We start from the raw sequence: 13,265 nt of genomic DNA on the forward strand, positions 1-13,265 counted from the left end.
GTCGCATACGAGGATGAGTGCATGTCAGACATCAAGAACCCGCTGCCCCGCGAGGTCGCCGACACCTACGTCGACGACCTCATCGCCCTCGACCCGGTCACCGGTACGTACCTCGGCGTGAAGGAGAGTTCGAGCAGGCTTCCGGACACCTCGCCCGCCGGCCAGGACGCCCTGGCGGCGCTGGCGCGGACGACGCTGGCCCGGCTCGACGAGGCGGAGAAGCGGCCCGGCGCGGACAGTGACATCGAGCGGCGCTGCGGGCGGCTCCTACGCGAGCGGCTCACCGCCGAACTCGCCGTGCACGAGGCCGGCGAGGGCCTGCGCGCCGTCGGCAACATGCACACGGCCGCGCACTCGGTGCGCGAGGTGTTCACCGTGACGCCGACGGAGACGGACGAGGACTGGGCGGCGGTCGCGGAGCGGCTGCGCGCGGTCCCGGCCGCCCTGCTGGGCTACCGGGAGAGCCTGACCCTGGGCCTGGAACGCGAGCTGTACGCGGGTCCGCGCCCCACCGCCACCTTCATCGGGCAGCTCGGCGAGTGGTCCGACCTGGACGGCAAGGGCGTCGGCTGGTTCGCGGACTTCGCGTCGGCCGGCCCCGAGGCGCTGCGCACCGAGCTGGACGAGGCGGCCCGGGGAGCGGACGCGGCTGTCGTCGAACTGCGGGACTGGATGCGGGAGGTGTACGCGCCGGCCGTCGAGGGCGCGCCGAACACGGTGGGGCGTGAGCGGTACGCGCGCTGGTCGCGTTACTGGAACGGCACGGATCTGGACCTGGACGAGGCGTACGCGTACGGCTGGGCCGAGTACCACCGGCTCCTCGGTGACATGAAGCAGGAGGCCGAGAACGTTCTGCCCGGCGCCGGGACGCCGTGGGTGGCGCTGGCCCATCTCGACGAGCACGGCAAGCACATCGAGGGCGTCGACGAGGTCCGCGAGTGGCTCCAGGGCCTGATGGACCAGGCCATCGAGGCGCTGGACGGCACGCACTTCGAGCTCGCCGAGCGGGTGAAGAAGGTGGAGTCCCGTATCGCGCCCCCCGGCAGTGCGGCGGCGCCGTACTACATGTCCCCGTCGGAGGACTTCTCCCGTCCGGGCACCACCTGGCTGCCGACGATGGGCCAGACCCGCTTCCCCGTGTACGACCTGGTCTCGACCTGGTACCACGAGGGTGTCCCCGGCCACCATCTCCAGCTCGCGCAGTGGGTGCACGTCGCCGAGAACCTGTCTCGCTACCAGGCCACCGTCGGCGGCGTCAGCGCCAACTGCGAGGGCTGGGCCCTGTACGCGGAACGTCTCATGGACGAGCTGGGCTATCTCACGGACGCCGAACAGCGCCTCGGCTACCTCGACGCGCAGATGATGCGGGCGGCCCGGGTCATCGTCGACATCGGAATGCACCTGGAGCTGGAGATCCCCGCGGACTCCCCGTTCCACCCCGGTGAGCGCTGGACGCCGGAACTGGCGCAGGAGTTCTTCGGCGCCCACAGCAGCCGTCCCGCGGACTTCGTGGAGAGCGAACTGACGCGCTATCTGACCATCCCCGGCCAGGCGATCGGCTACAAGCTGGGCGAACGGGCATGGCTGCTGGGCCGCGAGAACGCCCAGCGCCGCCACGGCGACGCCTTCGACGCGAAGGCCTGGCACATGGCCGCGCTGTCGCAGGGCTCACTGGGACTGGACGACCTGGTGGACGAGCTGTCCCGGCTCTGACCCGGGCCGCCGGAATCAACTCGGCGGTGGGATACGGGAGTTAAGAGGGCCGGGGGCCGGGGGTTCGGGGGTTCACCCCGCATCCCCGGCCCCTGCCCGTACTCCTACCCGTACCCCTGCTCCCGCCCGCTCGGTCAGACCGACAGCCGCCGCAGCTGTACGAGGCCCACCCACGTCTCCGGTCCCGGCTCCACGTACGCCGCCCGCACCGCGTATCGTCCCGGCGCCAGCTCGACCCGCAGGTGGTCGGTCCGGTCGGTCTCCTTGCCGGGCCAGGCGGAGTCGAAGAGGAGGACGTCTCCCGGTGTCTCCCACGCCCGGTCCGGCTCCCACTCGGCCGCGGCGAGCGCTGCCGGGACGCAGGCCAGCACCTCCGCCTCGGAATCGGCGGCGCACCACCGTACGAAGGTGTCGTGCTCCGGCAGGAACGCGGTCGAGGCGGGTTCGCCGCCGAGGACGAGAGCTGTGGTGTCGCCGACGGGCACGAAGCCGATGAGGCCGTCCACTTCACAGGCCCGGTCGTAGTCCGTCGACAACTCGTCGCCGTCCGCCCCCGCCCAGAACGGCAGCACCGCTTCCGGTACCGCGATGAGCGGTCCGCCACCCGACTCCACCCACTCAACTGCCATGCGCAGCAACCTACACGCTGTACGCGCGAGTAAATTCGCTGTCGGTCGGCCCTCCCCGTGGGCCACCCTCAGTTCCATGAACGCCCGAACTCTCTTTCTCTCCCCGCGCGTCACCGCGACGGGACACGCACTGGCCGACGCGGCACGTCGGCGCGGTATGCGTACCGAGGTCCTGCGCGAGTGGCGCGTGCCCGAGGAGTGGGGAGCGGCCGAGGGCGCGACGCTGTACGCCGGGCCGTTGTTCGCGGACGCGGTGGCCGCCGGGCTGGGGCTCGGGCTGCTGGAGGCGCCGCCGGACTGGCTTGCCCGGCTGCCGTACGAACTCACGCACAGGGAGATCGAGTTCAGCACCGTCGCCGAGGCCCGGCAGCTGCGGCGGCCCGCCTTCGTGAAGCCGCCCAACGACAAGAGCTTCCCCGCGCGCGTCTATCCGGACGGAAGCCGCCTGCCGGGTCCCGATGCGGTCGACGACAGCACCCCGGTGCTGGTGAGCGACATCGTGACGTTCGACGTGGAGTACCGGCTTTTCCTGCTGGACGGTGAAGTCCGCACCGGCAGCCGCTACTTGGCCCAGGGTGAGCTGGATGCCGTCCCGCTCGACGAGGACCCTCGGCGCGCGGAGGTACTGGCCTTCGCGGGGCGCCTCGCGTCCCCGACCCTGCCGAGTGCCGTGGTCGTGGACGTCGGGCTGCTGGCGGGGGGCTCGGAATGGGCGGTCGTCGAGGCCAACGCGGCCTGGGCGAGCGGGCATTACGCCTGCGATCCGGCTGCCGCCCTCGATGTCGTCCTCCATGCCGCCCGCCCGGAAGGGGAGTTCGGCCCGGCGGACCGTGCCTTTCTGCGCCCGCTGCCCGAAGTCGTCTGAGACTAGGGCCGGTTGAGTCCGGGGCGGGACTGCGGTCGGCGTTTGCTTCAGCAGCCGCAGTCCGCCGTGCCCACCGGCGCCGTCAGCGCGTCGGTGGCGCGGCGGTCCCGGCCCTCCCAGGTCTCGAACTCGAAGCCCTCGCGTACCCAGTACTCGAAGCCGCCGAGCATCTCCTTGACCTGGTAACCGAGCCGGGCGAGGGCGAGAGCGGCCCGGGTCGCCCCGTTGCAGCCGGGTCCCCAGCAGTACGTCACCACCGGTACGGAGCTGTCGAGCAGCCCGGCGGCCCGCTCGGGGATCAGGGCCGTCGGCAGATGGAGGGCGCCCGGGATGTGGCCCTGGTCCCAGGACTCGGTGGAGCGTGAGTCGACGACCACGAAACCGGGGTCGCCGTCGGCCGCGAGTGCGGCGGCCACGTCGGACACGTCGGCGTGGAAGGCGAGGCTCGCACCGAAGTAGGCGGCGGCGTCGGCCGGGGAGGCCGCGGCGACGCGCAGGACGGGGTTGACGAGGTTGGTGAGGTTGGTGAGGGGGGTGCTGACGCTCATGAGCCGGCCTTTCCCTGGGAGAGGGAGCCCGGGGCGGGACTCCGTGGCAAGAAATCTACGGCTGTCGATCACCTCACCTGAAGGAGTGATCAACGGGCTTCTTCTTGATCGACCGGGGATTCCCCTGCTATTCCTCGGGCATGAGCATGTTTTCCCCGGACGCCACCGACTGGCGCATCCTCGACGTCCTCCAGCGGGACGGCCGCGCCAGTTTCGCCGAACTGGCGCGCGCCGTGGCGATGTCCCCGAGCGCGGTCACCGAGCGGGTGCGGCGGCTGGAGGAGGCCGGTGTCATCCAGGGGTACGCGGCGGTCGTCGACCCGGAGCGGCTCGGCCTGCCGATTCTCGCCTTCGTCCGGCTCAGATACCCGACCGGCAACTACAAGCCGTTCCACGACCTGGTCGCCGTGACGCCGGAGATCCTGGAGACGCATCACGTCACGGGCGACGACTGTTTCGTCATCAAGGTCGTCGCGCGGTCGATGCGCCATCTGGAGGAGGTGTCGGGCAAGATCGGCGCGCTGGGCTCGGTGACCACGAGCGTCGTCTACTCCTCACCGCTCCCCCGCCGCCCCGTGGCGGCCAGCGAGTGACCGAGCGCCACCTGCCGAGCGTCAGCGACCGTTCGCCCGGGCGGCCTCACTCACCGCCCCGCTGCCGCACCACCGACCCCGATCTCCCCTTCACCACCTCCAGTTGGGCGTGGATCCGCCGCCGCAGGTCCGGCACATGGCTGACGATGCCGACGCTGCGGTCGCGCTCACGCAGGGAGTCGAGGACGTCGAGGACCTCGTCCAGCGTCTGGTCGTCGAGGCTGCCGAAGCCCTCGTCGATGAAGAGGGTGTCGAGGCGGACCCCGCCTGCCTCGTCCGTGACGACGTCCGCGAGACCGAGGGCGAGGGCGAGCGAGGCGAAGAACGTCTCCCCGCCTGACAGGGTCGCCGTGTCCCGCTCGCGGCCGGTCCAGGCGTCGACGACATGCAGCCCGAGGCCGCTGCGACCCCGCCCGGCCCGGTCGTCGGAGTGGACGAGGGTGTAGCGGCCGGACGACATGAGCCGCAGCCGTGCCGTCGCGGCGGCGGCCACCTGTTCCAGGCGGGCCGCGAGGACGTACGACTCCAGCCGCATCCGGCGTTCGTTGTCCGCCGAGGTGCCCGCGGTGAGGGTGGCGAGGCGGGCCACCCGGTCGTGGGCGGCCCGCAGCGGCGCGAGCCGGCGTACCGCCGTGGCCGAACGGGCGGACAGGCGGTCGAGTTCGGTGCAGCGGCTCGCGGCGGCGTCGCGTGCGGAGGCGGCCTGCCGCAGCCGCCGGGCCGCGTCCGAGGCGGCCTGTTCCGCGCCCGCGAGGTCGGCGGGCGGCCGCTGCGCGGCGGCCACCGTGTCGGGCTCGGCGAGGGCGGCCCGTACGGCGGCCTCCTCGGACTGCCAGGCGTCCAGCCGCCGTTGCAGTTCGCGATGCGCCGCGTCGTCCAGAAGGGCGTCCGCCGCCGCGCGCGGTGTCTCGAAACCGGCACGGTAGGCGGCGTCGGCGAGACGGGCGTCGGCGTCCTTGAGTCGCTGGGCGGTGTCCTCGGCGGCACGCGCCGCCTCGCCCGCCTCGGTGAGCAGCGCGGTCTGTCGCTCCAGCTGCGCGGCTCGCGCGGCGACGCTCTCGGCGTCGCCTCGGACCTGCGCCAACTCCTCGTCCAGGGTGGCCCGTTCGCCGTCGAGCGTGTCCCGGCGGGCGACCCTGGACGCGGTTCTGAGCGCCGCCTCCTGCTGGGCGGCGCTGCGGCGCTCGCGCTCCTGCTCGGCCCGGCGCAGTTCCTCGTGTGCGTCGTGCAGCCCGGAAGCACTCCGCCGGGCCACGTCGTAGCGCCGCTCCAACTCCTCGGTCTGCTCGGCGAGTTGATCGGTGGGCGCGTCCCCGGCCTCGGCGGTGGCGGCCGCCAGTGCCTCGCGTACGAGGCCCAGCCCGCGTTCGTCCTCGGTGCGCCGCTCGTCGGCCCGCTGGTAGGCGGCGAGCGCCCGCTCCTCCGCCTCCCGGTCGACGTGCCCGTCGATCTTCCGTGCGGGCGCGGGGTGTTCGGTGGCTCCGCAGACGGCGCAGGGTTCGCCGTCGCTCAGGCCCGCGGCCAGTTCGGCGGCGATGCCGTTCAGCCGCTGTTCCTTGAGGTCGAGCCAGTGCGCCCTGGCCTCCGTGGCCCGCTCGCGCGAGGCCAGCACACGGGTCTGCGCCTCGTCCGTGTCGCGGGCGAACGCGTCGCGTTGGCGGGCGGCCCTGAGCCGGTTCTGGGCGGGTTCCCGCTGGACGGCGAGCTGTTCGGCCCGGGTGGCGGCTTCCTGGGCCGCCTCGATGCGGGTCTGGAGGCCCGCCCTGGTCGTCTCCCACTCGCCGAGCCAGGTCTCGGCGTCGTGCAGGACGTCCTCGTCGGCGCGCTCCTGCCGGTCCAGGACGGCGCGCTCGGCGACGAGTCGCTCCAGCCGCTGTTCGGCGCGGCGGGCGGATTCGAGCCCGCCCAGCTCCTCGGCGGTCCGGCGTGCGGCGGCGGCCAGTCCACCGGCGCCGGCGTCCGCGAAGCCGTCCGGCAGCAGGGCACGCGTGCGTGTCTCGGCGCCGGCCGCGCGCCGATGCTCGGTCTCGACGGCCTCCCGCAGCTCCAACGTGGGCGCCACGGCCTCGGCCTTGCGGGCGCGCTCCATCCGCGCCCGGTCCTCCCGGTGGGCGTCCGCACGCTCCTCCAGCCGGCCGGCCCGCTCCCGCGCCTCGGCGAACCGGCCCTGCAGCCGCGCCACTTCGCGTATGTCGGCCAGCGCCCGGTCGGCGGTGTGCTGCGCGGACTCGGCGGTGGCCCGGGCGCAGTGAGCGATGGTGAGCAGCTCACGCGCGGTGCAGCGGGCGACGGCGGCGGCGCCCATGATGGCCTCGGCCAGCCCCGGTTCACCCGGCGCGAGGCCGGGCAGTTCCATGGCGTCCCCGGCGGCCTGGTGCATACGGTGGGCGTCGGCCAGCAACTCCGCGTCCCCCTCCCGCACTTCGGCCTCGGCGGCACGGCGGCGGTCCGCGAGGCGTTTCTCGACCTCGGCGAAGCGGTGGGTGTCGAAGAGGCGGCCGAGCAGCCTGCCGCGTGCCTCGGCGTCGGCACGCAGGAAGCGGGCGAAGTCGCCCTGCGGCAGCAGCACGACCTGGCAGAACTGCTCGCGGCTCATCCCGAGCAGCTGGGTGATCTCCTCGCCGATCTCCTGGTGGGAGCGGCTGAGGTCCTTCCAGGCACCGGCCGAGGCGTCGTACTCGCGCAGCCAGCTCTGGGCCTTGTCGACCGTCGTACCTGAGCGACCGCGCTTCTTGGGGCGCTCCCAGGGCGGCTGCCGGGTGAGCTCCAACCGGCGTCCGGCGACGGTGAGTTCGAGGGTGACCTCGGTGCGGGTGCCGGCCTCTGCGTGGTCGCTGCGCAGCGAGCCGCCCTGGCGGGCGCCGGGCACCGAGCCGTACAGCGCGTAGCAGACGGCGTCCAGGACCGAGGTCTTGCCCGCGCCCGTCGGGCCGTGCAGGAGGAAGAGCCCGGCGGCGGACAGCTCGCCGAAGTCGACTCGCTGGGCGCCGCCGAAGGGGCCGAACGCGGTGATGTCCAACCGGTGCAGCCTCATCGGGCTCCCTCCGTGTCCGTACTCCTGGGGTCCCTAATCCGGCCGTCCGTGCTCATGGCGTCCGTAGTCATGGTGTCCGTGCTCCTGTGAGCGCTCCTCACCCGGCCACCTCCCGGACCGTCTCGTCGGCCCGCACCGCGTCGAACGCCTCGCGCAGCACGCCCCGTTCGTGCTCGTCGGCTCCTGCGCCCCGCACATGCAGGACGAAGTCCTCCGCGATCTCCTGATCGCCGCGCCCCGCCAGGCGCCGTGCGTACGTCACATCCGGGTCCCCCGGTGAGCGCTCCGGATCGAAGGTGAGGCTGAGGGTGTGCGGGAACCGTTCCGTGAGCCGGGCCATGGGGTCCGCCGGGCGCACCGCGTCGGTGAGGGTCGCCTCGACCCACGCGTCCTCGTGGCGGGCGAGGTCCGGATCGGCGAGCAGTTCCTCCAGCGCCCCCCGGATACGGGCGAGCGGGCGCGGCACCGGGCAGTCGAGGCGCTCCGCGGTGAGCGAGCCGTCGCCCGCCAGGTCGATCAGCCACATGCTCTTGCGGTGGCCGGCCTCCGAGAAGGAGTACGGCAGCGGGGAGCCCGAGTAGCGCACGCGCCCGGTGATGGTCTGGCAGCCGTGCAGATGGCCCAGCGCCACATAGTCGACGCCGTCGAACACCCCGGAGGGCACGGCGGCGACCCCTCCGACGGTGATGTCCCGCTCGCTGTCGCTGGCCTCGCCGCCGGTGACGAAGGCATGGGCGAGGACGACGGAACGGGTGCCCTCCGCGCGCGTGGCGAGGTCGGCGCGGACCCGGTCCATGGCGGCGGCGAGGACGCTCTCGTGGCCGGCCTTCTCCACCCCGAACTCGTCCTTCACCAGCGCCGGTTCGAGATACGGCAGTCCGTAGAAGGCGACGTCGCCGAAGGTGTCGCGGAGGACCACCGGAGTGCCGGCGGCCGATGGGTCGGTGCGCAGGTGGATGCCGGCGCGGTCGATGAGACCTGCGCCGACGCCGAGACGGCGGGCCGAATCATGGTTCCCGGAGATCATCACCGTAGGCACACCGAGGTCGGCGAGCCGGTGCAGGGCGTCGTCGAAGAGCTCGACCGCGGCCAGCGGGGGCACCGCCCGGTCGTACACATCGCCCGACACCACCACCGCGTCCACCTCGCGTTCCCGCGCGACGGAGACGAGATGGCCGATGAACTCGGCCTGCGCCCCGAGCATGTTGACCCGGTGGAAGGCGCGGCCGAGATGCCAGTCGGACGTGTGCAGCAGTCTCATGATCCCCACAACCTACCCGCCGGGTCTGACATCACGGGTGGTTACTCCCGTATCGGCCCGATGTGCGGCCCCGGAGGGCGTCGTGGCGCTCACGCGTCCCCGTAGGCCTCTCCGCCGAGTTCGAACCCGGCCGTTCCCGCCGTCACGTCCGCCAGCCACGCGCGGAAGGCGTCCACATCGGCGTCCGGCAGCCCGATCTCGATCGTGACGGCCTCGCCGTACTGCACGTCACGCACCTCACGTCCGGTGGACCGCAGGTCGTTCTCGACCTTTCCGGCCCGCTGGTGGTCGACGGTCACCGTGGCCAGCCGGAAACGGCGGCGGGTGCGGGTGCCGAGTACGTCGAGGGCTTCGCCGACCGCTCCCCCGTAGGCCCGGATCAGGCCTCCCGCGCCCAGTTTGACGCCGCCGTAGTAGCGGGTGACGACGGCGACGACGTACCGCATGTCGCGGCGCAGCAGCATCTGGAGCATGGGGACGCCCGCGGTGCCGCCCGGTTCGCCGTCGTCGCTCGCCCGCTGGACGGAGGCGTCGGCGCCGATGACGTACGCGTAGCAGTTGTGGGTGGCGTCGGCGTTCTCCTTGCGGACGGCGGCGACGAACTCCTGGGCCTCCTGTTCGGTGGCCGCCGGGGCGAGGGCGCACAGGAAGCGGGAACGGTTGACCTCGGTCTCGTGCACGCCCGCCCGGGCGACCGTGCGGTACTCGTCCGGCATCCGGCCACCCTACGGGGGCAGACGTGGTGGATACTCACTCCTCGCTGCCAAAAAGCCGCAGGCCACGCCGTATGCGCAGAGAAGCAATAAAGAAGCAACAAAGAAGCAAACGGCACCCAAAGAAGACACCAAGGAGATCACCGCATGACCGGCGTCGAGATGGATCGCACGGCCGGCGCCGGGCCCTCCGGCCGGAGGCCCTCCGCGTCCGTGCCGTCGGCGCCCCGCTGGCGGGCCTGGCTGCTGGAGGGGCTCAGCGAGCAGTCGGCCCGGCATCCGGGGCCGCACGCCACTCCGGCCGAGGACCAGCAGGGCCACCGGTGGTGGCGGGTCATGTGCCTGACCGGCGTCGACTACTTCTCGACGCTCGGCTACCAGCCGGGCATCGCCGCCCTCGCGGCCGGTCTCCTCTCGCCGCTCGCCACCCTCGTGCTGATCGCTCTGACGCTGCTCGGCGCGCTGCCGGTCTACCGCCGCGTCGCACGGGAGAGTCCGCACGGCGAGGGGTCGATCGCCATGCTCGAGCGGCTGCTGCCCTGGTGGTCAGGGAAGATCTTCGTGCTCGTGCTGCTCGGTTTCGCAGCCACGGACTTCATGATCACGATCACCCTGTCGGCGGCGGACGCGTCCGCGCATGTCGTGGAGAATCCTTTCGCCCCGCACTGGACGCACGGCGGGAACGTGTGGATCACGCTCGTCCTGGTCCTCGGCCTCGGCGCGGTCTTCCTGAAGGGCTTCAAGGAGGCCATGGGCATCGCCGTGGCGCTCGTGGGCGCCTATCTCACCCTCAATGTCGTCGTCCTCGCCGTCTCCGCCTGGGAAATGTTCAGCCACCCCGTCAGGATCGGCGACTGGACGGACGCGATGACCGCGGAGCACTCCTCTCCGCTCGCGATGATCGGCGTGGCACTGCTCGTCTTCCCGAAGCTGGCGCTCGGCATGTCCGGCTTCGAGACGGGCGTGGCGGTGATGCCACAGGTCAAGGGCGACGCGACGGACACCTATGCACGTCCCGAGGGACGGATCCGGGAGACCCGCAGGCTGCTCACCACTGCTGCCGTGATCATGAGCTGCTTCCTGCTGCTGTCCAGTCTGGCCACGACGATCCTGATCCCGCAGTCCGCCTTCAAGAGCGGTGGCCCGGCGAACGGGCGCGCGCTCGCCTATCTCGCGCACGAGCACCTGGGCGAGGCGTTCGGCACGGTCTACGACATCTCGACCATCGCGATCCTCTGGTTCGCGGGTGCCTCCGCGCTCGCCGGCCTGCTGAACCTCGTACCGCGCTATCTGCCCCGCTACGGCATGGCGCCCGAATGGACGCGGGCCGTCCGGCCCTTGGTGCTGGTGTTCATGGCGGCGGCGGTGTTCATCACCCTCTGGTTCAACGCGAACGTCGACGACCAGAGCGGCGCCTACGCGACCGGTGTGCTGGTGCTGATGCTGTCCGCGGCGTTCGCGTCGGCGGTCGCCGTGCACCAGCGCGGCAACCGGGCCGCCACGATCGGCTTCGGCGTGATCACCGCGGTGTTCGCGTACACCCTGGTCACGAACGTGATCGAGCGGCCCGACGGCATCAAGATCGCGATGATCTTCATCCTGGCGATCCTCGTCCTGTCGTTCGCGTCACGGGTGCGCCGCGCCTTCGAACTGCGGGCCGCGGAAGTGACGTTCGACGAGACCGCCGTGCGCATCATCGACGAGGCGGCGGCCAGCGGCCCGCTTCTCCTGGTGGCGAACGAGCCGCAGGAGCACAGCACCCGGGAGTACCGCGCCAAGGAACACAGCCAGCGCGAACAGACCCACATCCCGGACGGCCGTCCCGTGCTGTTCCTTGAGGTGTTCGTGCGGGACTCCTCCGACTTCACGGCCGATCTCGCCGTACGCGGCGACGAGAAGCACGGGGCGCGTCGGCTGCGGGTGGAGGGCGCAACCGTGCCGAACACCATCGCGGCGGTGCTGATGCAGCTGCGCGACCGCACCGGACAGGTTCCGCACGCCTATTTCAACTGGACCGAGGGCAACCCCTTCAGCCATCTGGTCCGCTTCCTGATCTTCGGCCACGGCGAGGTGGCCCCGGTCACCCGCGAGGTCCTGCGCCGCGCCGAACCGGACCTCGACCGCCGTCCGCGCGTCCACGTGGGCTGACCGGGACGGTCAGCGGGGTGCCGTCCCGCGCGGCACGGTCATGCCCGTGAGCAGGGCCGTACCGGGCGCGAGGTCGCGCCAACTGTCGCCGTGCCAGGCCAGGACGGCGATCGCGGAGGTCGGAAACTTCGTCCGTACGTCGTCCAGCGCGTCACCGAGCGCGTCCCCGGCCAGCTCCAGCACCAGTTCCTCCAGGCCGGGGTTGTGGCCGACCAGCAACAACGTCCCGACCCCGGCGGGGACTTCACCGACGACGGCCAGCAACTCCGGTACGTCCGCCCCGTACAGCCTCGGCTCGTGCCGGACCCTGGGCGGGGTGCCCCACTCGGCCGACGCCAACTCCCAGGTACGGCGGGCTCGTTCGGCCGTGGAGCACAGGACGAGGTCGGGCAGGCAGTCGGCCTCGGCCAGTGCGCGTCCGACGACCGGGGCGTCCCGCAGACCGCGCGGCCCGAGGGGGCGGTCATGGTCGTCGACACCGATGGGCCAGGCCGACTTGGCGTGCCGCAGGACGACCAACCGGCGCAGCGGGCCCGCACTGTGGCGGGTGGTCACGTCAACGACCCGATCTCGCGGGTGAGTTCGAGGCCGAGGATACGGTCGGCGTAGGCGTACGTCTCGAAGCGGGCCCCGTCCGGCAGCCCGTCGAGGATCTCGACGCGGCGCAGGACGTCCAGTACGGCGGGCGTGTCCAGGTCGTCGTCCCAGGCGGCGCGCAGTTCCTGGCGTACCTCCTCGGGCACCGGCCGGGACGGCTGCCGCGCCCAACCGGCGACCGATCGGCGCCAGTGCGCGAGTGTGCTCCCCGCGTCGGCCACAGCCGCCGGGGTCAGGTCGACGGGCTCGGAGCGAGGGTGGGTGAGCAGGGCCAGGCGGAGGGTGGCGGGGTCGATGTCTCCGGGGTGGGTATCTCCCGGGCCGGTCGTGGAGTCGGCGGGAGCGACGTCGAGCCGGACGCCGTCCGCTGTCCGGTCGCCGCGGCTCACCACATGGATCACCTGGGACTGAGCCGGCTCCGGTCCGACATCTCTCCGGTCCTCGAAAGGCCGGATGCCGAGAGCCGCGGCACCCGCACGGAGTTCGGCCACCCGTTCAGCGCCGGCCAGCACGGGCCACACGGGGGTGCCGCCGAGTTCCAGGGCGCGGACGAGGACGTCGGCGACCAGGAGCACGCGCAGGGCTGTGGTGCCGAAGCCCGGCGCATGCGCCTCGACACGGGTCAGGGCCCGGCGGGCCGGGGCGGCGACGACGGACTCGCCGGTTCGGGCGTCAGAGATGCGAAGCACGGTGCCGAGCGTAACGCTCCGCTGGATCGGCGGTTGGTTTCGGCTTGGGTCGGTGTTGTTGTCGCACAGTTCCTCGCGGCCCCTACAGGGGGTCCACGGCGGGTCACAGGGGGTTCATTCGGCTCACGGTCGGTGGGGGCTGGTCGCGCGGTTCCTCGCGCCCCTTCGGGGGCGCCGGTGTCTCGGTGGGGCGGACGCCTTTCGCGCAGCTTACGAAGGTACGTCGGTCGATGCCCGCGACGGCGGCGATGTCGTCGACCGTCGTGGCGTCGAAAACGTAGGCGTTCGAGAGCAACCCGCGAGGTCACCCAAGGTCGGCCCGTACGGGTCTCCCCTTTCTGGCCCTCACCATCCGCCCGGTATTCCGCGGACCGGACCTTCGCCGCTCCGCCCGCCACGCTCCCCCGGCGCCAACGACGGGGAATCACCGCAGCCCAGCCGCTGTTGTCACGCACAACAGCGGCTGTTCGAATCC

Annotated in this window: 11 protein-coding genes; 4 read left to right on the plus strand and 7 right to left on the minus strand. The window is 72.3% G+C overall.

Going from position 1 to position 13,265, the window contains the following annotated elements; genetic code table 11:
• Nucleotides 1-21 precede the first annotated feature (21 nt).
• Nucleotides 22-1,713 (plus strand): DUF885 domain-containing protein, encoded by a 1,692-nt coding sequence (locus QA861_RS30595; RefSeq protein ID WP_334591910.1) that lies wholly within the window; start codon nt 22-24, stop codon nt 1,711-1,713.
• A 134-nt stretch (nt 1,714-1,847) separates the two neighbouring features.
• Here the strand turns inward: QA861_RS30595 and QA861_RS30600 are convergent, their stop codons facing one another.
• A complete protein-coding gene (locus QA861_RS30600; RefSeq protein ID WP_334591911.1) occupies nt 1,848-2,342 on the minus strand; it encodes an immunity 21 family protein in 495 nt (164 codons plus the stop codon).
• A gap of 76 nt (nt 2,343-2,418) precedes the next feature.
• Here QA861_RS30600 and QA861_RS30605 point away from each other — a divergent pair, with 76 nt between their 5' ends.
• On the plus strand, nt 2,419-3,207 hold the full coding sequence (locus QA861_RS30605; RefSeq protein WP_334591912.1) for an ATP-grasp domain-containing protein: 789 nt from the start codon (nt 2,419-2,421) through the stop codon (nt 3,205-3,207).
• Between the two features lie 47 nt (nt 3,208-3,254).
• Here the strand turns inward: QA861_RS30605 and QA861_RS30610 are convergent, their stop codons facing one another.
• On the minus strand, nt 3,255-3,755 hold the full coding sequence (locus tag QA861_RS30610; protein WP_334591913.1) for a rhodanese-like domain-containing protein: 501 nt from the start codon (nt 3,753-3,755) through the stop codon (nt 3,255-3,257).
• A gap of 140 nt (nt 3,756-3,895) precedes the next feature.
• Between QA861_RS30610 and QA861_RS30615 the strand changes: the two genes are divergently transcribed.
• On the plus strand, nt 3,896-4,348 hold the full coding sequence (locus QA861_RS30615; RefSeq protein ID WP_334591914.1) for an Lrp/AsnC family transcriptional regulator: 453 nt from the start codon (nt 3,896-3,898) through the stop codon (nt 4,346-4,348).
• 46 nt (nt 4,349-4,394) lie between these two features.
• Here QA861_RS30615 and QA861_RS30620 read toward each other — a convergent pair whose 3' ends face one another.
• The 3 genes from QA861_RS30620 to QA861_RS30630 form a co-directional block, all read right to left on the minus strand.
• Nucleotides 4,395-7,382 carry an AAA family ATPase gene (locus QA861_RS30620; RefSeq protein WP_334591915.1) on the minus strand — a complete coding sequence of 996 codons (2,988 nt, stop codon included), beginning with the start codon at nt 7,380-7,382 and terminating at the stop codon, nt 4,395-4,397.
• A 97-nt stretch (nt 7,383-7,479) separates the two neighbouring features.
• Nucleotides 7,480-8,643: an exonuclease SbcCD subunit D gene (locus QA861_RS30625; RefSeq protein WP_334591916.1), complete on the minus strand. Its 1,164-nt coding sequence runs from the start codon at nt 8,641-8,643 to the stop codon at nt 7,480-7,482.
• An 89-nt stretch (nt 8,644-8,732) separates the two neighbouring features.
• A complete protein-coding gene (locus QA861_RS30630) occupies nt 8,733-9,359 on the minus strand; it encodes a YigZ family protein (protein WP_334591917.1) in 627 nt (208 codons plus the stop codon).
• A gap of 144 nt (nt 9,360-9,503) precedes the next feature.
• On the opposite strand from QA861_RS30630, the gene QA861_RS30635 reads away from it, so the two are divergent.
• Nucleotides 9,504-11,504: an APC family permease gene (locus QA861_RS30635; protein WP_334591918.1), complete on the plus strand. Its 2,001-nt coding sequence runs from the start codon at nt 9,504-9,506 to the stop codon at nt 11,502-11,504.
• A 9-nt stretch (nt 11,505-11,513) separates the two neighbouring features.
• Here the strand turns inward: QA861_RS30635 and QA861_RS30640 are convergent, their stop codons facing one another.
• Both QA861_RS30640 and QA861_RS30645 read right to left on the minus strand, forming a co-directional pair.
• Nucleotides 11,514-12,059, minus strand: a complete 546-nt coding sequence (locus tag QA861_RS30640; RefSeq protein ID WP_334591919.1) for a SixA phosphatase family protein — start codon at nt 12,057-12,059, stop codon at nt 11,514-11,516.
• Entirely contained in the window at nt 12,056-12,790 is a 735-nt protein-coding gene (locus tag QA861_RS30645) for a hypothetical protein (RefSeq protein ID WP_334591920.1), read from the minus strand. The genes QA861_RS30640 and QA861_RS30645 overlap by 4 nt, the downstream gene beginning before the upstream one ends.
• Nucleotides 12,791-13,265: the final 475 nt, after the last annotated feature.

Origin of the sequence: Streptomyces sp. B21-083 (assembly GCF_036898825.1) — a bacterium.
In the GTDB taxonomy this organism is placed as follows: domain Bacteria; phylum Actinomycetota; class Actinomycetes; order Streptomycetales; family Streptomycetaceae; genus Streptomyces.